At 72.9% G+C, this 26,854-nt stretch carries 27 protein-coding genes; 17 read left to right on the top strand and 10 right to left on the bottom strand.

The genetic code is table 11. From position 1 onward, the window contains the following. Positions 1-13: 13 nt before the first annotated feature. Together IE257_RS35915 and IE257_RS35910 are read right to left on the bottom strand one after the other, a co-directional pair. Positions 14-268, bottom strand: coding sequence for a hypothetical protein (locus IE257_RS35915; RefSeq protein ID WP_229920865.1), 255 nt, complete (start codon positions 266-268; stop codon positions 14-16). Beyond that, positions 265-1,137, bottom strand: coding sequence for an isocitrate lyase/PEP mutase family protein (locus IE257_RS35910; protein ID WP_189974045.1), 873 nt, complete (start codon positions 1,135-1,137; stop codon positions 265-267). Before IE257_RS35910 ends, IE257_RS35915 begins: the two co-directional genes overlap by 4 nt. Positions 1,138-1,418: 281 nt before the next feature. Here IE257_RS35910 and IE257_RS35905 point away from each other — a divergent pair, with 281 nt between their 5' ends. From IE257_RS35905 to IE257_RS35895, 3 genes are all read left to right on the top strand, one after another. Beyond that, on the top strand, positions 1,419-1,976 hold the full coding sequence (locus tag IE257_RS35905; RefSeq protein WP_189974044.1) for a SixA phosphatase family protein: 558 nt from the start codon (positions 1,419-1,421) through the stop codon (positions 1,974-1,976). A 124-nt stretch (positions 1,977-2,100) separates the two neighbouring features. Next, on the top strand, positions 2,101-3,066 hold the full coding sequence (locus IE257_RS35900; RefSeq protein ID WP_189974043.1) for a hypothetical protein: 966 nt from the start codon (positions 2,101-2,103) through the stop codon (positions 3,064-3,066). Positions 3,067-3,261: 195 nt separating this feature from the next. Next, positions 3,262-3,444: a hypothetical protein gene (locus IE257_RS35895; protein ID WP_189974042.1), complete on the top strand. Its 183-nt coding sequence runs from the start codon at positions 3,262-3,264 to the stop codon at positions 3,442-3,444. A 33-nt stretch (positions 3,445-3,477) separates the two neighbouring features. Here the strand turns inward: IE257_RS35895 and IE257_RS35890 are convergent, their stop codons facing one another. Further along, entirely contained in the window at positions 3,478-3,684 is a 207-nt protein-coding gene (locus tag IE257_RS35890; RefSeq protein ID WP_189974041.1) for a hypothetical protein, read from the bottom strand. Positions 3,685-4,053: 369 nt separating this feature from the next. Next, a complete protein-coding gene (locus IE257_RS35885) occupies positions 4,054-4,347 on the bottom strand; it encodes a DUF1905 domain-containing protein (RefSeq protein WP_189974040.1) in 294 nt (97 codons plus the stop codon). A gap of 216 nt (positions 4,348-4,563) precedes the next feature. Between IE257_RS35885 and IE257_RS35880 the strand changes: the two genes are divergently transcribed. The 3 genes from IE257_RS35880 to IE257_RS35870 are packed head-to-tail and all read left to right on the top strand — an operon-like array spanning position 4,564 to position 7,405. Beyond that, a complete protein-coding gene (locus IE257_RS35880; RefSeq protein ID WP_189974039.1) occupies positions 4,564-5,007 on the top strand; it encodes a hypothetical protein in 444 nt (147 codons plus the stop codon). Beyond that, positions 5,004-6,812 (top strand): alpha/beta hydrolase, encoded by a 1,809-nt coding sequence (locus IE257_RS35875; RefSeq protein WP_189974038.1) that lies wholly within the window; start codon positions 5,004-5,006, stop codon positions 6,810-6,812. The genes IE257_RS35880 and IE257_RS35875 overlap by 4 nt, the downstream gene beginning before the upstream one ends. Continuing rightward, a complete protein-coding gene (locus IE257_RS35870) occupies positions 6,809-7,405 on the top strand; it encodes a hypothetical protein (protein WP_189974037.1) in 597 nt (198 codons plus the stop codon). Before IE257_RS35875 ends, IE257_RS35870 begins: the two co-directional genes overlap by 4 nt. A 137-nt stretch (positions 7,406-7,542) precedes the next feature. Here the strand turns inward: IE257_RS35870 and IE257_RS35865 are convergent, their stop codons facing one another. The 3 genes from IE257_RS35865 to sigK form a co-directional block, all read right to left on the bottom strand. Continuing rightward, entirely contained in the window at positions 7,543-8,217 is a 675-nt protein-coding gene (locus IE257_RS35865) for a HalD/BesD family halogenase (protein ID WP_229920864.1), read from the bottom strand. 93 nt (positions 8,218-8,310) lie between these two features. Further along, a complete protein-coding gene (locus IE257_RS35860) occupies positions 8,311-9,057 on the bottom strand; it encodes an anti-sigma factor (RefSeq protein ID WP_189974036.1) in 747 nt (248 codons plus the stop codon). Beyond that, complete coding sequence (gene sigK / locus IE257_RS35855) at positions 9,054-9,638, bottom strand: ECF RNA polymerase sigma factor SigK (protein ID WP_443728818.1); 585 nt, start codon at positions 9,636-9,638, stop codon at positions 9,054-9,056. The genes IE257_RS35860 and sigK overlap by 4 nt, the downstream gene beginning before the upstream one ends. Before the next feature lie 364 nt (positions 9,639-10,002). Between sigK and IE257_RS35850 the strand changes: the two genes are divergently transcribed. Beyond that, a complete protein-coding gene (locus tag IE257_RS35850) occupies positions 10,003-10,242 on the top strand; it encodes a chaplin (protein WP_189974034.1) in 240 nt (79 codons plus the stop codon). Between the two features lie 205 nt (positions 10,243-10,447). Then, positions 10,448-12,028 carry a molybdopterin-dependent oxidoreductase gene (locus IE257_RS35845; RefSeq protein ID WP_189974033.1) on the top strand — a complete coding sequence of 527 codons (1,581 nt, stop codon included), beginning with the start codon at positions 10,448-10,450 and terminating at the stop codon, positions 12,026-12,028. Between the two features lie 142 nt (positions 12,029-12,170). Here the strand turns inward: IE257_RS35845 and IE257_RS35840 are convergent, their stop codons facing one another. Beyond that, positions 12,171-13,454: a cation:proton antiporter gene (locus tag IE257_RS35840; protein ID WP_189974032.1), complete on the bottom strand. Its 1,284-nt coding sequence runs from the start codon at positions 13,452-13,454 to the stop codon at positions 12,171-12,173. Positions 13,455-13,735: 281 nt separating this feature from the next. After that, positions 13,736-14,884, bottom strand: coding sequence for an FAD-dependent oxidoreductase (locus IE257_RS35835; protein ID WP_189974031.1), 1,149 nt, complete (start codon positions 14,882-14,884; stop codon positions 13,736-13,738). Positions 14,885-15,277: 393 nt separating this feature from the next. On the opposite strand from IE257_RS35835, the gene IE257_RS35830 reads away from it, so the two are divergent. From IE257_RS35830 to IE257_RS35815, 4 genes are all read left to right on the top strand, one after another. Further along, positions 15,278-18,058, top strand: coding sequence for a LuxR C-terminal-related transcriptional regulator (locus IE257_RS35830; RefSeq protein WP_308277703.1), 2,781 nt, complete (start codon positions 15,278-15,280; stop codon positions 18,056-18,058). A gap of 71 nt (positions 18,059-18,129) precedes the next feature. Next, a complete protein-coding gene (locus IE257_RS35825) occupies positions 18,130-18,423 on the top strand; it encodes a hypothetical protein (protein ID WP_189974029.1) in 294 nt (97 codons plus the stop codon). A 74-nt stretch (positions 18,424-18,497) separates the two neighbouring features. Continuing rightward, the gene (locus IE257_RS35820) at positions 18,498-19,400 is read left to right on the top strand and encodes a Crystal protein ET79 (protein ID WP_189974028.1); all 903 of its coding nucleotides are present in this window, start codon (positions 18,498-18,500) and stop codon (positions 19,398-19,400) included. Between the two features lie 270 nt (positions 19,401-19,670). Next, entirely contained in the window at positions 19,671-21,437 is a 1,767-nt protein-coding gene (locus tag IE257_RS35815) for an eCIS core domain-containing protein (RefSeq protein ID WP_189974027.1), read from the top strand. Between the two features lie 891 nt (positions 21,438-22,328). Here the strand turns inward: IE257_RS35815 and IE257_RS35810 are convergent. Beyond that, positions 22,329-22,793: an IPT/TIG domain-containing protein gene (locus IE257_RS35810; protein ID WP_189974026.1), complete on the bottom strand. Its 465-nt coding sequence runs from the start codon at positions 22,791-22,793 to the stop codon at positions 22,329-22,331. A 284-nt stretch (positions 22,794-23,077) separates the two neighbouring features. On the opposite strand from IE257_RS35810, the gene IE257_RS35805 reads away from it, so the two are divergent. From IE257_RS35805 to IE257_RS35785, 5 genes are all read left to right on the top strand, one after another. Further along, the gene (locus IE257_RS35805; protein WP_189974025.1) at positions 23,078-23,728 is read left to right on the top strand and encodes a helix-turn-helix transcriptional regulator; all 651 of its coding nucleotides are present in this window, start codon (positions 23,078-23,080) and stop codon (positions 23,726-23,728) included. Beyond that, entirely contained in the window at positions 23,725-24,858 is a 1,134-nt protein-coding gene (locus IE257_RS35800; protein ID WP_189974024.1) for an aminotransferase class I/II-fold pyridoxal phosphate-dependent enzyme, read from the top strand. Before IE257_RS35805 ends, IE257_RS35800 begins: the two co-directional genes overlap by 4 nt. Continuing rightward, on the top strand, positions 24,837-25,805 hold the full coding sequence (locus tag IE257_RS35795; RefSeq protein ID WP_229920863.1) for an ornithine cyclodeaminase family protein: 969 nt from the start codon (positions 24,837-24,839) through the stop codon (positions 25,803-25,805). The genes IE257_RS35800 and IE257_RS35795 overlap by 22 nt, the downstream gene beginning before the upstream one ends. A gap of 217 nt (positions 25,806-26,022) precedes the next feature. Continuing rightward, positions 26,023-26,322: an ATP-binding protein gene (locus tag IE257_RS35790; protein ID WP_229920862.1), complete on the top strand. Its 300-nt coding sequence runs from the start codon at positions 26,023-26,025 to the stop codon at positions 26,320-26,322. 65 nt (positions 26,323-26,387) lie between these two features. Next, the gene (locus IE257_RS35785) at positions 26,388-26,822 is read left to right on the top strand and encodes a hypothetical protein (protein ID WP_189974023.1); all 435 of its coding nucleotides are present in this window, start codon (positions 26,388-26,390) and stop codon (positions 26,820-26,822) included. Positions 26,823-26,854 lie beyond the last annotated feature (32 nt).

The following is a 26,854-nucleotide window of genomic DNA, read 5'->3' as shown; positions in this document are numbered from 1 at the left end:
CGCCGCTTTCGTGTCAGGTGCCGCTCCCGCCGGCGCGCACGGTGGGGACGAGGGCGGTGAGTACCTCGACGGCACTGCCTTCGTGGTCGCTGCCGGCGGTCCCGCTGCCGCTCTGCACGTTGGCCGTCCGGTCGATTTCGAGGACCGAGTCGGAGTGCGAGTTGTCGATGACGGTGATCAGGCTCCCGTGGGCGGCGGCGGGTGCGGCGCTGCCGCAGATCAGGGTCATCGCCAGGCAGGCCGCGGCCCGTACCCGGACGCGGGTCATACGCCGGCGCTCTCGCGTGCAGGGGGTACCGGCTGGTGCCGGCCGATGTTCTTCGCCAGGAGCCCGGTGGACTCACCGACGCCGATTTCCCCGTCGCCCTCTGCGGCGGGCAGCCGTCCGTCGGCGAGCCGCAGTTCGGCGAGGGCGGTGTCCATCGCGCGGTGCGCCGCGAAGAGGCAGGGCGTGCTGTAGATGGCCACGTCGACGCCGAGGTCGGTCAGCTCGCTGAGGGAGAGCCGCGGCGACTTGCCGCCGGCGATCTGGTTGAAGAGCAGCGGCTTGGAGCCGACGACGTCACGGATCCGCCGGATCCACTCGACGCTGCGGACACCGTCGACCAGGACGACATCGGCGTCCGTGGCGGCCAGCGCCTCGGCCCGGTGGAGGATGTCGGCCTCCTCGGTGGCGTCCGTGCGGGCGACGACGAGCAGCTCCCTGCGTGTCTCCAGCACCGCGTCCAGCTTCTCCAGGTACTCGGCGAGCGGCAGGACCTGCTTGCCGTCGGCATGCCCGCACCGGCGCGGACGCTTCTGGTCCTCGAGGATGACGCCGGAGGCGCCGATGCGCTCCATGCTCTTCACCACGTGGCAGGCCACCTCCACATCGACGTAACCGTCGTCGATGTCCACCAGCAGGTGGTGCTGCGGGAACGCTCCGCGCAGCCGCTGGACGAAGGCCAGCATGTCGGGCCAGGCGATGAACCCGATGTCGGGCAGTCCGTAGTGGGACGCGGCGAACCCGAAACCGGAGACGAACATCCCGTCGTAGTGCCCGGCCGCGACCGAGGCCGAGTACATGTCGTGCACGCCGATCAGGGGCGTGGTGCCCGGCTCGGCGATCTGGGCCCGCAGTTTGGTCCCGTAACTCATCGTCAGCTCCTTCGAGGGTGCGTGGCGCATGGGGCGGGGAGCGACTGCGACACAAGCAGCGCTTTACCCAAAGCTGATCATTTCCTGGCCATCCACTGATGTGCGACATACCAAGTCTTTACTCACCCCAATGGGGCATCCTGTTCACCACAGAAACGTCACTGGGCGCCGTCCCCCGAGCGGCCCGCCCCGGCCAACCGCCGCTGCGCACACGAGGATGCGCACTCCCCGGCCTCCGCGCACCATGAGCCTGTACCGGTACCGCCGTGAAGGAGATGGCCATGTCCTCGGGTCCCGCGCCCCACGTGACGTCCTCGGCCGCCGACGCGGCGGCCGCATGCCGACTGCTGCTGGTGCGCCACGCGAAGGCCGTGCCGAAGCACGTCGCCGAGGACTACGAACGCGCCCTGAGCGACCGCGGCCGAGCGGACGCGCCGGAGACGGGGCGCTGGCTCGCCGAGTCGGGCTTCGAGCCCCGCCTGGTCCTGTGCTCCCCGGCCCGAAGGACACGGCAGACATGGCAGCTGATCGCCCCGGCCCTCCCGGACGTGCCGCCCGCCGTGTACGACGACAGGCTCTACGACGCGGCCCCGAGCGCGCTGGCCACCGTACTGGCGGAGCGGGGAGCGGGGGTGAGCCACCTGATGCTGGTCGGCCACAACACCGGCATCCACGAGCTGGCCACGGCCCTGTGCGGAACCGGCCCGCCGAATCTGCTGGAGCGGCTGGCGGAAGGGCTCCCCACGTCGGGCGTCGTGGTGGTGGACCTTCCGGGCGGGTGGGAGACCCTCACCCCGGGCGACGGCCACCTGACCGCCTTCTGGGCCCCCGCCCACTGACAGCCGCCGGCCGCCCGCCCGGCAGGGTTCGGCCCCACCGGACCTGCGCGACCCCGCACGCCTGGTGAGGGCTCAAGCCGGGCATGCCTTCTGTGGGAGTCGCGACTCACGAGGGGGCGGGCTGATGACGGCCAATACCGGGCTCGGGCACGGACGTACGGGAAAGGCCGCCGCCGCCGTGCTGCGGTCGGCCTCGGTGGCTGCCGGCGTGGCGGCGGCCGCGCTCCTGGTCGTCGACTTCCGGCTGACCGGCCCGACAGGCCGGCAGGTACTCGTGGTGGCACTGACGGCCGCCTTCGTCAGCGCATGCACAGGGGCGACGTCGAGCCTGACGGCCCTCATGATGCGGCCCTCCCTGCGACGGGCCCAGGGGCTCCTCGCGGAAGAGCCCGACCTCTGGGGCTCGGACCGGGAGTTCTTCGCCCCGATGCGTCGCCTGATGTTCCTCGGCGTGCTGCAGGCCCTGGTCGACCTGCTGGTCCTGCTCACCGTGTATCCGCTCGCACTCTGGGCCGGCGTACGGATCTGCGCCGCCGTGGGACTGCCGGCGCGCCTGACCGGACTGTGGCCGGTCTTCCTCTCGGGGCTGCTGGTGGCGGCCGTCGCCACCACGGCCGCAACCTTCTTCGCCCTGTTCCGCCGCCGCACCGGCCGCGCGGCCGCGCGCTCGCTGGCCGCCGTACTGCTCAATGCCGCGGGCCTCGCGCTCGCCCTGCTCGTGCTGGACGGCGTCCACCTCGACGCCGCGCCGGGGTGGCGGCAGGCGCTCGCCCTGTGCGCTGTGGCGTCCCTCTTCATGCTGCCGCGCATCACGCTGTCGCTGCCCGTACCGGGAATCGCCTCGATCGTCCTCGTCGCCTACCACTGCCTGCTGTTGTGGCTGATCTGCGCGGCCTTCGCGTTCGCGGACCCGGGACTTCACATCGACGGCTTCCGGCAGCTGGCGGGGGCCGCCGCGATCATGTGGGCGGCAGAGTGGCCCGCGCGCCTGGCCGTCCGGCGCGCGCAGGGAGCCGCCGCTCGGCCGGCTCCCCTCCTGCCCGATCCGTTCCCGCCGGACCACGGGTTTCCCACCGGCCCGCTGTACTGAAGCGGCCGCCCCCCGGCTCGCGCGCGTGGGCCCCGTTCACCGGGGCGGCTCGCACCGCGCCCCATGGGCGTGCCCCGGCCGGGGGGTAAGGAGGACCGGGCGCGGGCCTACCGGTGACTCCGGCGGTCCGACCGGCGGCACATGGTCCGGCCCGCACGGGGCACACGGTCGGCACCGACCGAAAGGAGCCCGACCATGCTGGGCATCGCCGCCGCAGTCCTGTTCTTCATCGCGTTCCTCGTCAACGCGGCCGACATCGCCACCAACGAGGTCCTGAGCTCCACCAACTTCATGCTGATCGGTCTCGCGGTACTCGCGCTGCACGTCGCCGGCATCGGCAGCGCGCGGCCTGCCCGCGGATGGGGCCGCAGACGCTGACGGCCACCGGTTGCCCGGCCGTGCGCCGACGGGTCACGTGATCGGCTGCGTGGTCCCGTCGGGCAGCGCGCAGGAGTAGCCGGCGTAGGGGCGCGAGGTGATCTGTCCGCCCGCGGCCGTGCACTCGTCCCTGGTGATGTTCGGAGACGAGGCGGCTGCAGCACCGACAGCGCCGACGGCGCTCGTGCCGGCAACGGTCGCCGCTGCCAGGGCGAGGCCCAGGACTCTCCGCATTCGCATGACTTCCTCTCCTCCCGGGCGCCTCCGTGCGGCCTCCGGGAAGGACAAGTCTCAGGAAACGACGGCGCCCTACTCCTCAGCATGGGCGCTCCGCACGAGGCCCGCGAGGCGGGGTCGGGCGCCGCGAGCGGCGCCCGGTGAAGCCGAACGCGGGGGTGACTTCCCTGCCCCGGAGAGGCATACGACGGCGACCGCCGCCCTCGGCGGTCCCGCTGCCTCACCTGCGTTCCCGGCTTCTCCGCGCCGACGGGGTCACCGGCGGGCGAAGGCACAGGTCGACGGCTGCGTGCTGACCGACCACGAGCCCGATCCCCGACGGGCCGGGCCGCGATCCGGGGCACACCCGCGAAGCCGCCCCGCCGGCAGCGCTCAGCCCGGCAGGCGCACCGTCATCTCCACGGTCACCTCGTCCCCTGCCGCCAGCCCCAGCGGTGTTCGGACGGCGTTCTTGACCGGCAGCAAGTACCCGCCCTCCCTCGGGAAGAGCGACGTCTCGAAGGTGACTTCGCCGATACTCGCCTCCACGGGAACGACCCCCCAGCCGTAGGTGGCGGCCGCTGCCACCTGCCGTACGTCGGCGCACTGCTCTTCCGGCACGGGGACGAAGTGGAACGGCGCGGGCCCACGCCACTCGATCACCTGACTGGCGAAAACCATACGCATGACGGCAGTTCTCCCGGGGACGGCGGCGGAAAGCGTGGCGGTTCGGCCCACCCTACGCGGCAGCCACCCGGCCCGGTCGTGGGAGCGCGCCACACCCCCGGACACCTGCCTGTCGGCCTTCCTCCACCGGGACCCATTCCCGATCGCACACACGTGCGTGGCCTGCGTTAGTCTCTCGGGGCGCAGAGGCGGAACACAGACGTAGACGGGGGAGCAGTGTCCTATTCGGAGCGCTGGCAGGAGCTGTTCGGACCGGCCGACGGCGGGCCCGCGATGAGGCTCGCCTCGGTGGCCCCCGACCCCGGAACCGGTGGCGGCGGGGCCGGCGGCGGTCCCGGAAACCTCAAGCACAGCAACGGCCCCTGGACCAGCGCCTCCGGCACCGCCGGCGACCTGCGCACCAGCACGGAGACGAGCCGCTCGGCGCTCGGCCCCGGCCACGAGGGCATCGAGTCGGGAGCCGCCGGCCTCAGCTCCGTCGCGGCCCTCAAGAGCGTACTGACGTCCTGGGAGGAACGCCTCCAGTCGGTGCGGGACGAGTGCGAGCAGCTCAAGGGGACCCTGCTGACGGTCGCCAAGGAGATGGGCGAGACGGACGCCGCGATCAAGACGTCCTTCAAGGGCGTCGACGGCGCCGGCAAGGCGGACGAGAAGCGATGACCGCAACCCTGACCTGGAAGCTGCTGCGCGACCTCAAGACCTCCGAGTTCACGGAGGCGGGCGACAAGTGGCACGAGGTCTCGGGCCGTTCGGACTCCGACCGCGTACGGGTCGACCGCGCGATGTCCGCGAAGCTCCGCGAGACCCAGGAGAGCGACTCGGCGGAGGCGGCCCTCGGCCGGCTCCAGCGCCTCAGCCGCAACTTCCAGTACCTGCACACCGAGTGCGCCCTCGTCCGTACCGCGCTCAACGGACTCGCCAGCGATCTCGCCGAGCCCCAGAACCAGTTGAAGCAGGCCCTCGCGGACGCCGCCGCCCTGAACCTCACCGTCCACGAGGACGGCTCCGTCAGCTACCCGGCCACCGAGGTCGAGGACCTGACCGGGGCGAAGAAGCAGGCCCCGGGCAGCACGGTCCGGGGCAGCTCCCGCCTCCCGCTCGAACCGCCCGCCCTCGGCTCGCAGGGGCAGTCCCCGCTGTACCCCGGCTACTCGGGCTTCAAGCCGCTGAACCCGAACGCCGCGAAGGCACAGGACGTGGCCGACCGCGTCGCCCGGGCCCTGCGTTCCGCGCAGGAGATAGACGCCCGGTACGCGAAGACCCTCGGCGGACTGAAGGCGGAGAAGGGCCTCGACGTCACCGAGGCCACGCTGAGGGACGTCTTCCAGGACACCTCCGACGTCCGCTCCACCGCCGGCACGTACCTCGCCGAAGGCGTCCCCCAGGACAAGAGCCCCGCCGAGCGCAAGCAGTGGTGGGACGGCCTGACCGACGAACAGCGCCAGGAGTACCTGGAGATCGCACCCGACCTGATCGGCGGCCTGGACGGCATCCCGGCGGTCTCCCGCGACGAGGCGAACCGCAACTACCTGCCCGTCCTCATCGACGACCTGGCGCGCCACGGCGGCGACGACGCGGAGACCAAGCTCAACGCCCTGCGCATGATCCAGGACAAGCTGAACGAGCCGAGCCGCCCGCCCATGTTCCTCCTGGGCATCGGGGACGAGGGCAACGGCCGCGCGATCGTCTCGTACGGCAACCCCGACACCTCCAAGAACGTCTCGGCGTACGTCCCCGGTCTCAGCACCAAGCTCAACGACGAGTTCGTCAAGGACACGATGAAGCGGGCCCAGGACACGGCCAAGGGCGCCCAGCGCGTGGACCCGTCCAGTGCCTCGATCGTCTGGCTGGGCTACGACGCCCCGCAGAACGTGGACGTGATGTCGAAGGGCGACGCGCAGCGGGGCGCCCCGGCCTACAACCAGTTCATGGCGGGCATCTCGGCAACGAACGAGAACCAGGACCCCCACATCACGGCGATCGGGCATTCCTACGGCTCGCTCACCGTCGGCACGGCCGCCAAGCAGTCCGGCGGGATCCCGGGCGTCGACGACGTGATCCTGCTCGGCAGCCCCGGCGTGGACGCGCAGAAGGCGACGGAGCTCGGCGTGGGCAAGGACCACGTGTTCGTCGGCGCCGCCGACAACGACCCGGTCACCCACCTGCCCACGAAGGACGAGTCGGCGCTCGGCTGGATGTTGGGCGGCCCGGTCGGGGTCGTGGTCGGACGCGACCTCTTCGACATCGACAACGACGACGTGTACTTCGGCAAGGACCCGGCGAGCAAGGCCTTCGGGGCACAGCGCTTCCTGGTCGACGACGGGCCGAGGATGATCGTCGACGGCGGAGGGTTCGATGCCCACTCCCAGTACTTCACACCGGAGAAGGACAGGGTGTCGGCCGACAACATCGCCACCATCGTCGCCGGACATCCTGAGAACATCGTGAGGGAGGAGCATCGATGAAGCGCATCACGCGGACCATCCGCCTGGTTCTTGCGATGGCCGTGGCCGGAGCGCTGCTCGCCGGGTGCGGGCTGTCGGGCGGCACCAAGCAGAGAAACGGGGCATTGGCAGGCATGGACATGCAGGGAGCGGCGGAGCGCGCCGACGCGATGTTCTACGCGACGATCGGAGCGATCAAGCCGGACATCGAATGGGCCCACGACACGACGACGACCGGCAGCTGCGACGTGACGCGCTACTGGACCGTCATGACGGTCGTCTCCGAGCAGCGTCGCGGCAACTTCCTCGGTGTGGTCGAGAACTTCTGGAAGGCGAGCGGTTACCGGATCGGCCCGGTGAATCCGAGCAAGGACATGCCCGCCCTCTACGCCACCTCCCGTGACGGCTTCGGCATCAGCCTCCTCTTCGGTCACGCGGGGCAGGCATTCTTCGAAGTCACCAGCCCCTGCGTGGGCGAGTCGAAGGTGGCACCGCCCACGAAGTTGGCGAACGGCCCCACCTACGAGGGCGAGGTCTCCGTCCCCACCCCCAACGTCCGCTCCGACTTCTGGTCCGACCAGAGCCCGGCGCCGGGCCCCACCCCCTCGTCCTGACCGCAGGCGGAACAGGACCGGTGCGCCGACGGCGATGACAAGGACCGCCCGGCGCGACCGGCCGCCCCGGAACCCGCACCCGGCCGCACCCGATCGGCTCCCCGCCGAGCTGCGGCCGCCCCCGGCCGGGCGGCGGCTCAGTCGTAGAGGAGGGAGGCGGACGAGGTGGTCGCCCCTTGGCGACCGGGCGTGGTGTACGCGAAGTTGAGCACGGTACGCCGCAGCCCGGGACGCCCGAGCGGGGTGACGCGGTGGGCGGTGAGGTCGCTGCGCAGGAGGTACCCGTCGGCGGGCCGGTGGTGCACCCGGTGGACGCCGGGTCCGTCGAGGGCGCCGAGGTCGCCGCGGCCGGGGCGGAACTCCAGCAGCCCGCCGTCCGCAGGGTGCGGCGGGGCCTCCAGGAAGAGCACCAGGGCGAGCGGGTAGTCGTCGGTGTGCGCGCCGTGGGTGTCGCCGGGGCGGTGCAGGACGTTCAGGACGTGCCGCTCGACCGGGTCGTGCACGGCGACCGCGGCCTCGCCCAGGAGCGAGGAGAGCAGCCCCATCAGGTCCCGGTCCTCGTAGAGGCGCGCGATCACCGGCGAATCGCGGGCGATCCGGTCCCCGCCGAGCGTGGTCATGTGCCGGGGACTGTCGCCCATGCAGGGCATGCGGAAGTCCCGCCGCACCGCGTCGGCCTCCAGCCTCCGTGCTTCCCTGCCGAGTTCCGCGAGCCCGGTGGGGCTGATGAGCCCGGGCAGGGCGACATAGCCGTCGGCGGTGAACTGCCTGCGCAGGGATTCCCGGCGCGAGGGCACAGGCAACGAGAACACGGCCGATGCATCCCTCGTGCCCGCGCAGGACAAACCCGCGTCGGCCACCTGGACCCGTCCGCCCGCCACGGAAGACGGAGCCGGCCGTCCGGGTCAGGCGGGAAGGGGCAGGAGCAGCAGGGGAGTGGTGGTCGGCCGCAGGGAGCCGCCCGAGGGCTCGAGGGTGAGGCCGACGGCGCGGGCGGTGCCGGGACCGCCTTCCATGAGGGTGGCGCCGTCGCCGGGGAGGAGCCCCGCGGGACGCATGGTGCCCTGATCGTCGAACCACAGCTGGTAGGTCCTGTCCGCCGGTGGGGCGGGCAGGCCGCTGCTGACGAAGGCGGCCTCCTCACGCAGCGCGGAAGTGACCACCGTCGTGGCGGCTCCGGTGGTGGTGCGGCCGTGCACGGCCCGGGCGTCGGAAGCGGCCAGGACGGCGGCCAGGTCCTGGGCCTGCCGGGCGCTGTGCTGCGCCTGGGTACGGGCCTGTTCGGCCTGCTGGTGCTGCCGGACGGCGAGGCCGCCGAAAGTCGCCGCGGCGGCGATGCTCGCGGCGATCACGAAGGGGCCGGCCCTGCGCGTCAGGGCGGTGGTGAGCAGGGCCGGCGCCGGCGGCCGGGTGCGCGGTGGCGCCTGGCGGACGGTGTCGATGCGGGTGAGCACCGCCCGTCTCATCGGCGCCGGCGCAGGCAGGCTGACAGCCGCGGCCAGTCGCGCGGCAGTCGCCTCGAACTCGCCGACCTCCCCCAGACAGGCTTCGCAGCGGCGCAGGTGGGCGGCGAAGGCGCGCTGTTCCTCGCCGGTGAGCGCGTCCAACGCGTACGCGCCGGTGAGGGTGTGCAGGTGCTCGTCGTGTTTCATGTGGTCACCCCCATGCAGTCGCGCAGCCGGATCAGCCCGTCGCGCATCCGGGTCTTGACGGTCGGGAGCGGGGCCCGCAGCACCTCTGCGACCTCCCGGTAGGTCAGGCCCCGGTAGTAGGCGAGGGTCACGGCCTGGCGCTGGAGTTCGGTCAGCCCGCGCATGCAGCGGCGTACCTGCTCGCTCTCCAGGCGGACTTCGACCTGCTCGGCGACCTCGTCGAAGGGCCGCACCCGCTCGCGTACGGCATGGGCGTGCTCGCGGTCGGCGGAGGCCCGGGCGAAACGGACGCGGTCCACCGCCCTGCGGTGCGCGATCGTCGCCACCCAGGTCATGACGGACCCCTGCTCCGGGCGGTAGCGGGCGGCCTGCCGCCACAGGTCGATCATCACCTCCTGAGCCACTTCCTCCGACCGGGACCGGTCCCGGACGACCTTGACCGCGATCCCGAACACCATGGAGGCGACAGCGTCGTACAGGACGGCGAAGGCGTCCTTGTCCCCGTGGCCCACCTTCTCCATCACCCCCTCCAGCCGCGGCCCGCCCGCGTCCGCATTCCCGAACCACAGCCGCCGTGTCACCGGCACCCCGCCCCACGTCGCCGCATGACCTGCCGCGACCCGACGCCGCGCAGAGACAGCCGACCCGTGCGCCCCGATGCCATCAACCGCTCTTTCGCAGAGAGAAGGACCGGCCCCTTCCATGCCCCGGAGCCGGCCGTATGCGTCTTGCCGCTGTTGCACCTACTTCGTAGCGGCCACCTGCGCGGATTGCTCCACGGCAGGCAACACCGCACCCCGGTGGTCATTCGATCGAGCGAACCCGGCCCCTACCACCCAGCCGCTGCGCCCGCGGCACCGAAACCCGTGCTGAGGCCCGAAAGCAGTGCCTCTCCGGAGCCCGAGACGGGCTCCGGGTCCGGATTCCCGACCTTTGGAGGCAGTCATGTCCCGTGTTCTCAAGAGTGCTGCGCTGGCCCTCACCGCCGCGGCCGCCGTCCTCGGTGCCGGATCGGCGGCTTCCGCCGATGCCGGGGCCCAAGGCGTGGCCGCCCACTCGCCCGGCGTCGGTTCGGGCAACCTCATCCAGATCCCGATCCACATTCCGGTCAACGCCTGCGGCAACTCCGTCAGCGTCATCGGGCTGCTGAACCCCGCCTTCGGCAACACCTGCATCAACGCCTGACCCCACCCGCTCCGGCCCGCTGCCTGCAACGGGGAGTCACGGGCCGGGGGAACTGCTGCGGGTGACGCCGGCACCGCCGTGTCCGGCCTGCCGGCGCACCCGCAGCACCCAGCACCCGCAGCACCCAGCACCCGGCACCCGTCCGTTCCGGACGGCAGGAATGCCCTGATCGGGAAAGACCAATCCGCCGGACGGAGCACCGCGCATGGCCCATGTGAGCACCTTCCGTACATCCTTCGCCCGCGGCGCACTCGGCGCCGTGTCCGGCCTGCTGGCCGGGTACACGGCGCTGGCAGTCGCGGAATCGGTGGCCTCGCCGCTGCGGCCGCAGGCCGGACCGGTGACCGTCGTGGGCGGTGCCGCCATCGACCGGACACCGGCCGCGGTGAAGGATTTCGCGATCCGGACCTTCGGAGAGAACGACAAGCTCGTCCTGCAGCTCGGGATCCTCACTGTGCTCGGTCTCCTCGGTGTCGTCCTCGGGATCGTCTCCCTGCGCCACCGGCGTGCCGGAGCAGCGGGCGTGCTCCTCTTCGGTGTCATCGGTGCGGCGGCGGCCCTCACCCGCCCCGACGCGCAAGGGCCCGCGGACGCACTGCCCTCGATTGCGGGCGCGACCGCGGGCGCGGCGATCCTGTACTTCCTGGCCGGAAAACTGTCCACCGGCCCGGCCTTCCCCGAAACGGGGCCGGACGGCTGGTCCCGGCGGGGTTTCCTGGTGGCCGCATCGGTCACGGCAGTCGCCGCGACGGGGGCGGGCGCCGCGGGCCGGGCCCTGACCGGCCGGCGCAGCCGGGGAGCCGCGGCCTCGCGCGCCGCGGTCGAGCTGCCCGCCCCGTCCTCCCCGGCCCGCCCGCTGCCCGAGGGGGTACAGCTGAAGGCGGCGGGCATCAGCGCCTTCACCACCCCCAACAAGGACTTCTACCGCGTGGACACCGCGCTGGCCGTCCCCCAGGTCGACGCGGACACCTGGCGGCTGCGCATCCGCGGCACGGGCGTGACCCGCCCCCGCAGCTACACCTTCCGGGAACTGCTGACCCGGCCGCTGATCGAGCGGGACATCACCTTGACCTGCGTCTCCAACGAGGTCGGCGGCCCCTACATCGGCCACGCCCGCTGGCTCGGCGTACGCCTGGCCGACCTGCTGCGCGAGTGCGGCGTCAAGCCTCCGTCCGACGGCGGCAAGGCCGATCAGCTGGTGGCCCGTTCGGTGGACGGCATGACGCTGGGCTCGCCGGTCGAGGACGTGATGGACGGCCGCGACGCGATCCTGGCCGTCGGGATGAACGGCGAACCGCTGCCCTTCGACCACGGCTTTCCCGTACGGATGCTCGTTCCGGGCCTGTACGGGTACGTGTCGGCCTGCAAGTGGATCGAGGACATCGAGCTCACCACCTTCGACGCCTACGACGCGTACTGGGTCAAACGCACGTGGGCGCGCAGGGCCCCGATCAAGACCCAGGCCCGCATCGACACCCCCAAACCCTTCGCCCGGCCCGCCGCCGGAACCGTCACGATCGCCGGCGTGGCATGGGCCCAGCACCGCGGCATCCAGCGCGTCGAAGTCCGTATCGACGACGGGCCCTGGCAGGACGCCGACCTCGCCCCCCAGGCCACCGCAGACACCTGGCGCCAGTGGTCCCTCCCCTGGAAGACCACCCCGGGCGGCCACAACCTCACCGTCCGCGCCACCGACGGCACCGGCACGGCGCAGACCGAACAGCGCACGCGGACCGTCCCCGACGGCGCCGGCGGCTGGCACAGCGTCTTCGTCACCGTCGGATAGCCCGCGGCCGACCCGTCACGCGCCGGCCTCCAGACCTTTCATCCGCACCGAGCCGCCTTCCACCCGCAGCACGCGGAATTCGGAGCGTCCGCCCACTGACGGGCGTACGGCGGCCCCGTCGGGACACGCGGGTGCGAGCCCTTCAGCGGGGTGTGTCGTCCTGGGCGAGTGCGTTCTCCCGCAGGTTCGGTTCGTCGCGGAGGCTGCGGGCGAACCAGGCGCCGTAGCGGTTGCCCAGGTAGGGGGCGGTGGCCCCGTGGAGGAGGATGCTCAGGCCGACGGTCACGGCGACGACCTCGCTCGTCAAACGGCCTCCGGGCAGGTGTTCTTCGAAGGCGATCAGGCCGAACACCAGGGAAGCCAGTCCGCGCGGACCGAACCAGCCGATGTAGGCCACGGAAGCGGGGCGCAGACCGCTGCCGGCCAGTGCCAGGGCGACCGGCAGCATACGCACGACGGTCAGGCTGATCAGCCCGTAGACCACGGGCCGCCACGTCAGGTGCTGGAGTACCGGCCCCAGGATGACCGCGCCGAAGACGAGGAAGGACAGCGAGGCGAGCAGCAGGCCGAGGCGTTCGGTGAACCTCGTGCTCTCCTCGGGCTCCACGCCCTGGGCACGGGTGTCCCCGTCGGCGGGCGTCCGCCGCAGCTGGATGCCGAAGGCCACGCCTGCGACCCAGGCGCCGATGAAGCCGCTGCCCTCGGCCGAGACACACAGCGCGTACGCGATGATCGGAACGGCGAGTGCCAGGAACTGCTGCCAGTCGGAGCTGCTCCACCCCCGCGAGAGCGACCAGCGCAGCAGGCTCGCCCCGCTCCGGCCGGCCGCGATCCCGATCGCAGCGCTGAGCAGCAGCGCACGCAGGAACGTCTCCGCGATCCCCGGATGGCCGTGACCCTCACCCGCCGCCGCCAGGGCCAGTACGAAGAACGGCAGCGCCAGGCCGTCGTTCAGGCCGGATTCCACGGACAGACCGCCGCGGACCAGCGCCGGCACCCGCTTGTTGGAGACGGCCTGCTGGCCCAGCGCGGCGTCCGTCGGCGCCAGGACGACGGCGACCAGGGCCAGCTCCCACACGCTCAGGCCGGGCAGCAGGGGCCAGGCCGCCAGCCATCCCAGAGCCATCGTGGCCGGCAGACCCACCGCGAGCAGCCGCAGCGGCAGGAACTCCTCCCGGCGCAGGTCCCCGGCCCTGATCCCGGCCGCGTCCGCGAACAGCAGGAGCACCAGCGCACCCTCCAGCAACGCCCGCGTGACCTCGAGGTCCCGCGCCGGGTCCAACAGGTCCAGACCCAGCGGGCCGATCGCCAGCCCGCACAGCACGAACACCAACGGCCCCGAGACCACCGTGGTCGACAAGCGCCGCGACAGGACCCCGTACCCGACGACCACACCCCCGGCGACCACGACGGCCCAGCCGTTCATCCGCACTCCTCACCCCGGGGCATCCGTCGTCACCGGCCGGCGGCGCCGCGGCCGGCGCGGCGGACCCCTCGGCGGCCGCCTCGCTCCGGCAAGGACACCGAGCCCGACCCTAGGGCGCATCCGGCCGTGCCACGGGAACCGTGCCCCGACCGGGCCCCGGCTTGCTCCGGTCGGCCCAGGGCGCGGCGGCCGTCAGGGGATCGGCGCCGGGTACGCGCCCGGGGCCCGGCGGTGGCACCGTCCCCCTCGGGCGGTCGCCGTCCTCCCACGCTCCTGGTGGCTCATTGGCCCTTCCCGGTGACCCTGTCGACCAGGGCGTGCAGGGCCTGCATGGTGTGGTCCGTGGTGTCGTCGGGGCCGATCCCGTGGATCTCGGCACCCTCGAACGTCGCGGCCTCGCTGCTGCGGGGGAACATGGCCTGCTCGTACTCGGTGAGCGCGGCCTCGATGTCGTCGGGGTGGTCGGCGAGGGCCCGGCCGAGTTCGGCCCCGTCGAGCATGGCGAGGTTGGCGCCTTCGCCGTTCGGTACCGCGAGGTGAGCGGCGTCGCCGAGCAGGGTCACCCCCGCCACCCGGTCCCACCGGTGCCCGGTCGGCAGGGTGTAGTGGGGGCGCAGGACGGGCCCGGTGTCGCCGTCGGTGATGAGCGCGGTGAGTTCCGGCGCCCAGCCGTCGAACTCCCGCGCGATCCGGGCGGTGGCCGCGGCGGAATCGGTGAAGTCGATGGCGGCGAACCATTCCTGCGGCCTGGCCAGCGCCACGTAGGTGTGCAGGGTGTCGCCGCTCTCCCGGTGCGCGAAGATCTCCCTGCCCGGTGCGGGCGCGATCAGCATCCCGCCGCCGACCGCCTTCGCGGCGGCAGGGTGGCGGGTGTCGGCGTCGAACAGGTACGTCTCGACGAACGACGTGCCGGCGTACTCGGGTGCGGCGGTGGTGAGCAGCGGCCGGACCCGGGACCACGCGCCGTCCGCGCCGACCAGCAGGCCGGTGACGACGGTGCTGCCGTCGGCGAACGTCACCTCGTGGCGGCCCTCCCCGACGGGGCGGGTGCCGGCGGCCCTGTGCCCCCACCGCACGGTGCCGGCCGGCAGCGAGTCGAGCAGGATCTGCCGCAACTCGCCGCGCTGCACCTCGGGGCGTCCGCCCGTGCCGTCGTCGGCCTTGTCGAGCACTACGGATCCGTCCGGGGCGAGGACCCGCAGCGCCTGGCGGCCCTCCAGGACGATGGCGTGGAACTCCTCCATCAGGCCGGCCGCCTCGAGGGCGAGCTGCCCGTTGTGGTCGTGGATGTCGAGCATCCCGCCCTGCGTGCGCGCCGCCGGGGAGGGCTCGGCCTCGTAGACCGTGACCGCGATGCCGTGGACGTGCAGGACGCGGGCCAGCGTGAGTCCGCCGAGTCCTGCGCCGATGATCGTGACGGGCGTGTGCATGATGGCTCCTTCGGGATCGGGCCGCCCGGTGAAGGGGGCGGTCGCCTCGGCAACAGTGCCGAGCTGCGCCGACGAGCCGCCGACGAGCCGCCGACAGCGGACCGACAGCCACCGACACCGGTTTGACGCCGCGGCTCCGCCGGGTCGGCCCAGGTGCCCGGACCTCCACCGCCGGGTTCCGCCCGGACCCGAGCGGGTCCGGACCCGTGCGGCACCCGGTCCGCCCCGGATCCTTCGAGCCGCACGACGGGTTCGAGCCGCCGCGGGGCCGGATTACGTGCCCTCTGCATGGATCTCGCCAGATTCGAGGATGGCCGACAGCACTGGTTCCCCGCCCGACCCGCCCGCCGATGATTCATACGGAGACCGGTCAGGGGCGACAGCGCGACGGAGGTGGTACGGGTGGCGGGAAACTCGCTGGTCGAACGGGATGACGCACGGGCCGGGGCGGCGGCTGCGGGAGCCTGCGCCCGGGCCGGCCGAGGCCGTTGGCTGCTCTGGGGAGCCCTGCCCGGCATGGGTCGCACGGCACTGCTGGACGAGGCGGTACGGCGCGAGACGGCGGGCGGGTCCATGGAAGCCGTGCACCTGCGGTGCTCGCCCGAGGAATCCCGGTTCCCGTTCGCGGCCGTCCGCCAGCTCCTCCCCGAGGCGGACGCCGTCCCCTTCGCGGAGCAGCCGGCCGCCGACGAACAGCGGACCTTCCACCGCCTGCTGGCCCACCTGGCACGCCGGGCGGCGGACCGGCCCGTCCTGCTGGCCGTCGACGACGTGCACCTGGCCGACGGGGCCTCACGGCGTTGGATCGGCTATCTGACGCGCAGGCTCGGCAACTTACCCGTCCTGCTGCTCCTGACCGAGCGTTCGGGTTCGCGCCCGCTCGCGCTGCACGAGAGCACGGGTACCGCCACGACCCTCGAACCGCTCAGCGCCCCGGCCGTCCTGCGGCTCGCACGGGCCCACGGTCACGCCGCCGACGCCGGAGCCCTCGACCTGTGCGTACGGGCCTCCGCAGGCCACCCGGTACTGCTGCACGCCCTGCTCCGCGACCTCGCCGCCCCGGCCGCCCCCGCCCCGACCGCCGCCGGCCGGGCGGTGCCGCACTACCGCACGGCCATCGGGGACTGGCTCACCTCGCGCGCCGACCCGCTCTCCCGGCAGGCCTGCCTCACGCTCTCCATCACGTCCGGGTCCGCGCCGCAGCAGGCGGACCGCGACGACACCCGCGACGACACCCGCGACGAGACTCGGGACGGGACGGCCTGGGCCGTACGCCTCTTCGCCGAACCACTGGCACGCGAGGCGGCCCTCGCGGTCGCCGACCCCGCCGAACTGCGCTCCCTGCGTACCGGGATCGCCCGTCGGCTCGACGAACACGGCGCCCCCGCACGGCTCGTCGCCGCCCACCTGCTGCACGTGGAGGGCCCCGACGAGGAGTGGATGATCCAATCGCTGGAGGACGCCGCGGAAGACGCCCTGCAGGCAGGACGGACCGCCGACGCCGTCCCCCTCCTGCGGCACGCGCTGACCGGACCGCTCGCCCCCGACCGGCGCGCCGCGCTCACCCTGCGCCTCGGCGCACTGGAACTGCCGCACTCCGCCGATGCGGGCATCCGCCGGCTGCGCGCCGCCCTGGAGCTCGCCGGCGACGAGGAACGGGCCGCCATCGCCCCCGCCCTCGGCGCGGCCCTGGTGGCCCGGGGCCGTCCCACGACCGCCATCGGCGTACTGCACCGGGAGAGCGCCGCCACGGACTGCGGGGAACTGGTGCGGGTCCTGCAGTCGGTGGCCGCCCTGATCGCCTCGCACGACGCCGCCGAATGGCGCGGCGCCGTGGCCGCCATGCGCGACCTCGCCGCCTCCGCGCCCCCCACGCTGGAACCGCTGGCCTGCGGACTGATCACCGAGTACGAAGCAGGAGCGGGACAGCTCTCGGCCGCCGAGGTCCTCGAACGGATACGGCCGCGGCTGTCGGCGCCCGTCCACCCCGCGATCCGTACGGCCTGGCTCGGCAGCGCGGCCACCCTCCTCCAGTGGACCGACCGGCTGGACGAGGCCCGCGCCCTGGCCGACACCTGCCTCCCCGCCGCGCCCGCACTGCCCGACCTGACGGACATCGGCCGCCAGTGCCTGATCAGCATCCGGGCTGAAGCGGCACTCATGGCCGGCGCCTTCCACCGGCTCGTACGGGAGAACACCCCACTCCTCGACGCGTGCACCGGCCACGGCATCCGCATGCCCCACGTGGCGTCCATGGTGGCGCTGGCGCACTGCGAGCTCGGCCGGCCCGGCGCGGCCCGGCAGGTGCTGCACAGCCTGGGAGAGCAGGGCGCGAGCAGCTCGTGGGAATGGAACGAGGTGCGCTACGCCCGGGCCCAACTGCACGCGGCCGAAGGGAACTGGCAGGCCTCCCTGGCCGACCACCTCGCCTGCGGTTCGGGCCAGCACGCCCGGGACTTCGTCAGCCCGGTCGCCACCCCCTGGCGGTCCGGCGCCGCCCTGGCCCTGGCACGGCTGGGCAACCCGGCACGCGCCCGGGAACTCGCCGAGGAGGAACTGGGCCACGCCCGGGTCTGGGGCACCCCGCGCACGGTCGGCCGCGCCCTGCGGGCCTGCGCCGCGGCCTCGGGGTCCCTGGCGGGCCTGGAACTGCTGGAGGAGGCCGTGTCCCTGCTGCGCCCCGCACGGGCGCCCGTCGAACTCGTCGAAGCACTCATCGACCTGGGGCGCGCCCGGATCGCCGGCGGCAACAGCCGCAAGGGCCGCGCCCTGCTGGACGAGGCGCACGCCCTGGCGCTCCGGCTCCTGCAACCCGAGACCCCCGCCACCGCGGACGCCACCACGGACACCGGCACGGACACCGCAGCGGCCGGCACCGGACGCCTCGTGCGCGCGGCCCAGGACGCCCTGCGGGCAGCCTCCGCACGCCGGACCCGGGCGGCGACCGCGGGCGGCGCCGCACTCACCGACGCCGAGCTGCGCATCGTACGGCTCGCGGTCCGGGGCGAGACCAACGAGCAGATCTGTGCGGCGCTCCACCTGGCCCGCCGCACCGTGGAAACCCACCTGACGCACGCCTACCGCAAGCTCGGCGTGACCCGCCGCACCCAGCTCACGTCCCGACTGGCGGGGAACGGGGCCGTGTTCGTGGATTTCCACGATGCCCGGGCCTGAACACCACGGGCAGGGTGGTGCCCGTACCGACCGCCCGCCCCAGGGGGGTCCGTAGGAGAGAGGGACCGCTCATGTCCGCCGCCGCTTCCCGCCGCCGTATCAGAACCCTTGCCCTCGCACTGCTCGGCGCCGTCGTGGTGGCCGGCGCGACCGTGCCCGCCGCCTCCGCCGCCCCGGCCCCCGCCCCGGCCGCCGCCCCTTCCGCGGGAACGGCGCAGGCCGCGCAGTTCTGGCAGTGGGGAGGCGAGTACACGGACCGCGCCGGCGCGGAACTCGCGGGCAACCTGATGGTGTTCAGCGCCTCGGCCGTCACCTACTACGTCGAGTACGTACGCCAGCAGCAGTACGTCCTCTGGTACCGGTGACCCTTCCGCCGGTGAGCCCTGCGGCCTGCCGCCGCTCCTCGACTCCACAGCCCTGTAAGAAAGTTGGCCCTGCCATGTCCTCCTCGCACGACTCCCGCCCCTCCCGCCGCCCCTCCTCCCGCGTCCGGCTGCGCTCGCTGTTCACGGCCGCCGTGATGCTCACCGGTGCGCTGGCCATGGCCCCGGCCGCCGAGGCGGCGGGCTCGCCCGCGGACCCGGAGCAGGCCCCGGTGTCCGTGAACGCCGCACGCAGCACCAACGTGGTCGTACGCAACCAGTCCGGCCAGGGCATGCAGCGGGTGTGGGCCAACCTGGACCACGGGTGCTGGACCAACGGGCAGCTGCCCGTGGACTACATTCCGGCCGGGGTGACCACCAGCTGGGCCAGCGAGTCCTGCGGCGCCCTGACCGGAACCGAGGGGTCCGCCAACTTCTCCGTCCCGGGCGGCCAGGTCCAGATCCACTGGAACAACCCGTACGCGGGCAGCAACTCCTACAGCTGCGACGTCCCGACCGGCTACTACTGCCAGCGCCGGGGCGGTTCGGGGAACAACGCCGGGGTGGAGTTCACCATCAGCGGCGGCCCCAGGGCCCTCACCGCGTCGGAGCCGGCCGCCGGCCCCTCCTCGATCCAGGCGGCCCGCAGCACCCAGGTGACCCTGAACAACAGCACCGGCGGCCTGCTGGCCCGCACGGACGCGGGCCTCTCCCACGGGATCTGGAGCGACAACCAGCTGCCGCCCGTCAACATCATGCCCGGGCAGCGCGGCACGTGGCAGAGCGAGTCCGAGGGATTCCTGACGGGCACCCAGGGTTATGCCACCTACCAGGTCCAGGGCGGCGGCCACGTCACCGTCCAGTGGAACAACCCCTACAGCGGCAGCAACTCCTACAGCTGCACCGCGCCCGCGGGCCGCACCTGCACCCGCACCGGCGGCTCCGGCAACAACGCCGCGGTGGCCTTCACCCTCTCCTGACCCCCCACCACCCCGCGCACCCGCGGCACGGCGGTCGCCCGCAGTGCCGCGGGTGCGCGGGGCCGCAGTCCGGGCGCCGCGCGCAGGCCCCGGCCGCCGCACAGCAGCCGGTGGAGACCCGGCGCAGGCCGCGCGGCCTGCGCCGGGACCGGAGTTCGAGCCGCACGGCCCACGCACGTTGCCCCTGTTCTGCCCTCGCGTACATCCCCGGCCGACCGCACCTCAGGTATCCAGAGGGGGGAGTCGTCTGCTCGCCGAGGAAGAGGTTGCATGCACGCCGAAGAACGGGCCAGGTCTGCCGAGGTACGCAAGGGCAGGGCGCCGGCCCGCCAACCCCGGGACGCGAGCCCGACGCCGCCCCCGGGCCTCCTCGCGCTGCAGGGCACCGTCGGCAATGCGGCAGTCGTCCAGATGCTCCGCGGGCCCGAACAGCCAGGGGACCGGGAACGGCACCGGCACGGCGCCGACTGCAACCACCGGCAGACCGGGCACCCCGTACAGCGCTCCACCGTCGACGACGTCCTGCGCACCCCCGGCAGCAGCCTCGACGGCGCCACCCGCACCGAGATGGAGGCCCGCCTCGGCGCCGACTTCTCCGACGTACGGATCCACACCGGCGAGGCGGCCCGCGCTTCCGCCGCCGAGATCGGCGCCCGCGCCTACACCGCCGGCAACCACGTCGTCATCGGCAGGGGCGGCGCGGACCGGCACACCCTCGCCCACGAGCTGACCCACGTCATCCAGCAGCGGCAGGGCCCGGTGGCCGGCACGGACAACGGGTCGGGGCTGCGCGTCTCGGACCCCTCGGACCGCTTCGAGCGGGAGGCGGAGGCCAACGCCACCAGGGTGCTGAGCGGACCGGTGCCCGGCCGGGCGGCGCAGGGCCCGGCCGTACGGACCGGCGCCGGAGCGGAGTCCGTGCAGCGCTCCGTCCACCCCTACCCGACGTCCGGCCAGGTCCCCAGCGAGGAGGTCGGGAAGGACCTGGTGGGCTTCGCCGAGAAGCTCGACGCGGCCGTCCAGATCGCCTGGCTCCAGGCCACCCAGAACCCGACCGACGCCAACCTCGCACTCACGGACGGATATCTGGGCCGGTGGTCGGAGCAGTGGCAGGAGTACCTCCAGGCCAGCCCGGGGAAGAAGAAGGAGATAGCCGCGCTGGTGCCCGCGATGGCCGGCTACGCCATCGAGTCCCTCGCCACCAAGGTGTTCCTCACCGAGCGGAGGTCCTGGACCGGTCCGGCCTCCGGCCTCACGTTCTCCGTGGCCATGCAGGTCACCCACGGCAACACCCGCCCCGACGTCGTCCTCCAGCTCGACGGGAGCGACGTCGCCTGGTACGACATCACGTCCGCGAAGAGCCTGGGGCACATCTTCGAGAAGGACGGCTCCGGGTGGCAGACCAAGCCGTACGTGGCCGAGGTCGCCTATCCGCAGGTGACGGCACAGACGGTCGAGTCGAACGCGGCCAAGTGGCAGAGCGACGGCAGCCCCGCCATCACGAACGACCCCATGATCTTCGCGAACTACTGGATGGAACGCGGGCGGTTCGAGGTGTCCATGGAATTCATGCGCAAGGACATCCTCCAGACCAGCCCCAGCCTCTTCGACCACGCCAGGAACGCGGCCGACAGCGTCACGGGCAATGTGAACGCGGCACGCCGCCAGGAGTACATGAGGGCCTGCCTGGCGCTCTACAAGGCCGGGGTGCTCGGCGGCGACTCCAGTGCATCCGAGGTGGCCACCGAGATCGAGGGCAAGGCCCAGACGCCCGGCGTCGCGGCACTCGCGCCGCTTCCCAAGGACACCGCCTCGGTCATCCAGTGGCTCACCAACAACCACAAGAAGTACGGCTTCCAGGGCAGCGACGGCAAGAGCAGCTTCAAGAGTCTGAGCGTCCAGCCCGGAATCGTCTGGCTCCAGGAGTGCGGCGCACACAAGCAGCTCACCGTCTCGGACGCCGACATCCTGGCCCACATCGAAAAGAACTATGCGGAGGGCCTCACGGCACTGCGCAACGCGGGCCTGGTCATGTGACCCGGCAGGCCGCCACCCATGGTCGGCGGCCGTGTTCACGCCGCACCGGCCGTCGGAGCACACGGGTGAAGACGGCAGCCCGGTCCCGACGGGCACGTCGGCCGCATGCGTGTCCGGCGGGCCTGGTGGGTGTTCGCCTGCGAGGATCGTCTGGCTGGAGTCGGGGGATCCGCTGCGAAGCGACCGCCCCGGCGGCTCCACCCCGCATGCCCCCGGCCGGCACCCCCCCGCCGGCCGGGGCCGGCCCCGGCCAGCCCACCCCCCCCGGCTGGTCGGGGCTCTTCCCTGCGAAGGGTGTCCGGGGCTCACCCCTCGGCGGTCATCAGCAGGAGCGCCACTTTGCCGATGCCGTGCGCCCGCGTAGTAGAACGTGATGGCTGCCACCGGCCGTCGGCCCCGGCGCCTATGGCCGTGTCTCCCGGCGGGTCGGGCGGAATCCGGCTCGTGCCGGTCGGGCGGCGGAGGTCGGTCCTCCTGAAGTGGGCACCACGCAGACTTGAACGTGTTCAGTTCTTCTGTCAGGCTGCAGGCCGGCGCGGGAGCGGGCGGCGTCGGGGCATTCCCTCCTGCCGTCGGCGCGGCTGGCCGACGTTCGCCCGCGCTTGCTGCCACCGGATCCGCACTGCGCCCACGGGGGTTTCATGTCCATCGAGGTTCCACCGCCCGGCCCGCCGCCGCCACCCCGACCCGTCAATCCGGTCCCCGCACCTCCACCCAAGGACGAACACGGCGTGGCGAAGGCGTTCGCATGCTCCTGCCTCGGCGCTGTCGCCCTCGCGGTGATGGCCTTCCTGGCGGTTTTCGGCGGCTGCCCCCTGTTCTGAGCGCCTCGTTCGGAACATCGCCCCCTCCGCGGTAGCGGCCTGGGCGGCGGTGGGCGCCCCTCGTGGGTCAGTCCACGTAGGTGAAGGCGAGCGGGTTGGTGTGCTGCCCGCACGGGGTCACTGCGACGACGGAGACGGCCTCGGCCGCAGGCCACTGCGGGGCGGTGGCGATCAGCGCGGTGTCGCTGAGGACCACCACGTCGGGGGCCTCCCGCCCGGTGAAACAGCCGTCGGGTCCCAGCGAGCCGAAGAGCACCCGGGTGTAGGGGGTCAGTCCGGTGCCGCTCAGGGTGACCTGGGTGCCGCCGTCGACGGGCCCGGCGTCCGGCCGGAGGGCGACGAGCCGGCCCTCGGGAGCCCCGTCCGGAGCGCCCGGGCCGAGTACGGGGAACGCGCCGGGGGTGCAGTGCGCGGGCCCCGCGGGCCCCGCGGGCCCGGCGGCCTCGGCCCGCGGGGCGGAGTGGACCGGCGGGAGGGTGCTCAGGGCGAGGGCGGCGAGCAGGATCCCGGCCCGGGGGTGGATGCGTCTCAAGGCGGTGCCTTCCGGTGGAGGGGGCGGGGCCGGAGGGGCCCGGACCTGCCGCAAGGGGGCGGTGGCGCGGGCCCACCGGCACGCAGGGACGCGCACCGGCCGCAGGCCCGAACCCCTGCCTCGTTGTGCCGAAGGGCCATCGTGCGTCCGCGCCGGTCCGTCCCGCGGCCCGGCCCGCACCTCGTTCGGCCACTCGGCCCTGCCCCGGGGCCTGCCCCGCGGACGGGAGGACGTACGGCGAGCCCCTCTGGACTTTCTGTCCAGTCTGGACTTACAGTCCAGCCATGGGGAATGTTGAAGACCCGCAAGATGCTCGTGTGCGGCTGTGGGCGCCGGTGGCCCAGGCCGTCGCGCTGCTGCTCGGCCCGTACGCGGAGGTCGTCCTGCATGATCCGGACACCGACCGGGTCCTCGGGATCTGGAATCCGATGACCTCCCGCGGCGTGGGAGACCCCTCGCTGCTGGGAGAGCTGGACGATCTCGAACCCTCGGCACAGGACGTCTTCGGGCCGTACGAGAAGCTGCTCGTCGACGGCCGCCGACTGACATCGGTCAGCGCGGTCCTTCGCGATCCGCAGGGCCGGCCGTCGGCGGTGCTGTGCATCAATCTCGACCGCACGCCGCTGGAACAGGCCGCCGCGGTCCTGTCCGCCTTCGGCGCCCCCACCGTGCAGCGCCCGGAGCCGCTGTTCGAGCAGGACTGGTCCGAGCGGATCCAGCACATCATCGGAAGTTACGTCCGCGAGACGGGGCGCCCCGTCGAACGCATGACCCGTCAGGACCGCCTGGCCGTTCTCGGCCGGCTGGAGGAGGCCCGGGTGTTCGCGGTCCGCCGCGCCGCTCCCGTCGTCGCCGGCGCCCTGCGGGTGTCCCGTTCCACTGTCTACGGCCTGCTCGCCGAACTCAGATCACCGAACGCGAAGGACCGACCATGACCCGGCTGCCCGACTTCCGTCTGGAAACGTACTTCTCCCGCTGGGAGTTCACCGCCCGCCACCACCTGACCGCCTCCGACGTCCAGACCATGACGCTGGGCGAGCTCCTCTCGCTCGCCGACGACAAGGACCGCGAGGCCTTCGAGAACCTGCCCCTGGGATACACCGAGACCTTCGGCGATCCGGCCCTGCGCGAGGTGATCGCCCAGACGTACGAGAACGCCGGCGCGGACGACGTGATCTGCTTCGCCGGAGCCGAGGAAGCCCTCTACCTGGCCATGAACGTCCTGCTCGACGCCGGGGACCACGCCGTGGTGGTGACCCCGAACTACCAGGCCGCCGAGACCGTGCCGATGGCCCTGTGCGAGGTCACCGGCGTGGCCCTCGACCCGGACCGCAACTGGGCGCTGGACCTCGACGAGGTTGCGGCGGCGCTCCGGCCGAACACCCGCGTCGTGTCGGTGAACTTCCCCAACAACCCCACCGGCAAGGTCATCGACGCGGCCGACTTCACCGCGCTCGCCCGCCTGTGCGACGAACGCGGCATCCACCTCTTCAGCGACGAGGTCTACCGCGGCCTGGAGGCCGACGCCGCCCGCATCCTGCCGCAGGCCGCCGACCTGTCCGAGCGAGCCCTGTCCCTGAACGTGACGTCCAAGTCCCTGGGACTGCCCGGGCTGCGCATCGGCTGGATCACCTGCCGCGACCGCGAACTCCTCTCGCGCCTCGAACGCGCGAAGCACTACACCACCATCTGCAACTCCGCCCCCAGCGAGGTCCTGGCCCGCATCGCGCTCAAGGCCCGCGAACCGATCCTGCGGCGCAACCGCGCACTCATCGCAGCCAACCTGCCGGCGTTCGAGTCGTTCTTCTCCGAGTTCGCGGACGACTTCGACTGGCAGGCCCCGGACGGCGGATGCGTCGCCTACCCCCGCTACCTCGGCCCCGACGGGGTGGAGGAATTCTGCACCCGCCTGGTCGAGGAAGCCGGCGTCCTGCTGCTGCCCGCCAGCATCTACCACTCCGAACTCACCCCCACCCCGTCCGACCGGTTCCGCATCGGCATCGGCCGCCACCACCCCGAAGAAGGCCTGGCAGCCTTCGCGCAGTGGATGCGGACAAGCCGATGACGACGACCCTGCCCGTCTTCGACACGGGCGCCATCGAGACGGCCGCCACCTCCCGGATGGTTCTGGACACCGTCCGCGACGCCCTCATCGCCCACGCCGAAGGCCGCACCAGCGTCCCGCCGCCCCTGCACATGGACTTCCCCCGGGCCAACGGGGACTGCCACGTGAAAGCCGGCTGGATCACCGACGCCCCCGACTTCACCGTCAAGATAGCGACCGGCTTCTACGGCCGCCCCGGCCTCGGCATGCCGTCCCACCACCACGGCCTGGTCTGCGTCATCAGCGCCGACACCGGGCAGATACGGGCCGTCCTCAACGACCGCGGCCTGCTCACCGCCTGGCGCACCGCCGCCGCGGGCGCACTGGTCACCCATGCCATGGCCCGGCCCGAAGCCCACACCCTGGGACTCTTCGGCACCGGCGAACAAGCCCTCCTCCAGGCCGTCTGGCTGGCCAAACTCCGCCCCATCAGCCGGATACTCGTCCACGGCCGCAACCTGCACAACGCCTCGGCCCTGTGCGAGGAACTCCACAAGAACGGCCTGCCGGCCCGGCCCGCTTCCGCACAGCAGACCGCCGGCGCCGACATGATCATCACCACCACACCGGCGACGGCACCCGTCCTGAACGCCGACGACGTGCCCGAAGGCACCCACGTGACCGGCATCGGCACGGACATGCCCCACAAGAACGAACTGCCACCGGCGCTCTTCCACCGAGCCCAGCTCATCGCAACCGACGACCACACCCAGTGCCTCCACCACGGCGACTTCGGCCACGCCGTCCGCGCCGGCGCCACCGCGCAGGACAGCGACACCGCCGCCGGCCTGCTCCTCAGAACACCCCCCGACCGCCCCGAAGCGGCCATCACGATCGCCGACCTCACCGGCGTGGGCGCCCTCGACGCAGCACTCGCCTCGGCCGTCCTCCACCAGCTCCTACGGTAACCACCGCAGCCGGACGGGCGAAGCACCGCCGACACTGCTCACACCCCCCACCGCCAGGACCCTGCCATGGACGCCACCACCGACATCGAAACCGCCCCCGCCCCAGCCGCCCCGACACCCCTCCCACCGCAGCCGACCACCGTATGGAAGCTCCCGCACCATCCCGCGTCCCGGCACAGCGCGCCGCATCACCAGCACCGTTCTCGACGGATGGCACATGGACGACGAGACCATCGACCAAGCACTGCTCGTCGTCTCCGAACTCGTCACCAACGCCCTCGAACACGCCCTGCCCCCGGTCGCCCTCCACCTCCGGCGCCCCGGAAACGACGGCGCCCTGCGCATCGAAGTCGGCGACGGCGGCCCCGCCGACCACGAGGGAACCTGGACCACCAGCTGCGCACCGGATGAACACGGTCGCGGCGTGAGCATCATCGCCCTGCTGGCAAGCGCCCACGGCACCCGCATCCGAGCACACGCCGTCACCCACTGGGCCGTCCTCCCGGCCGCCGCCTGAACCCGGACCGATCCCTGCGGCGGCCCGGACAACGACCGGGGACCGCGCGGGGCGAGACTTCTCCCATGAGAGTCAGATGCCTGCGCATCATCCACCCCGCGGCCGACGTCCCCGTCACGGAGTTCGACGGGATCCGGGTGGGCGGCATCTACCCGGTTCTGGAAATGGTCACCCACGACATCGATTGCCAGATCCGCGTCCTCGGCCCCGGCACCCCCGACCCCGGACTGCTCTGGGACCCCGCCGACTTCGAGACGGTCGACCCCCGCATACCACCCGGCTGGACCCTGGTCATCGACAGCGGCCGCACCCGCCTCGCGGACGCCCGCTGGCAGCGCCCCGGATTCTGGACCGACTACGCCCACGCCGACCCCCGGGCATGGGCCGACTACGAACACGTGAAGCGCGAACTCCTCACCACCGAGCCGCCCGAGAACCCGCTCCACCACCGCACCCCGCCGCCGCCGCGGCGCCCGCCCGGCCGGCCGGGCGGGCGGTGAGCGAGCCGCAGTTCCGGCCGGTGCCCCTCGCC

This window comes from Streptomyces avidinii (assembly GCF_014650695.1).
Taxonomy (GTDB): Bacteria; Actinomycetota; Actinomycetes; order Streptomycetales; family Streptomycetaceae; genus Streptomyces; species Streptomyces avidinii.
Note: the sequence above shows the minus strand (reverse complement) of the source record. Positions and strands in the feature narration are given on the sequence as shown.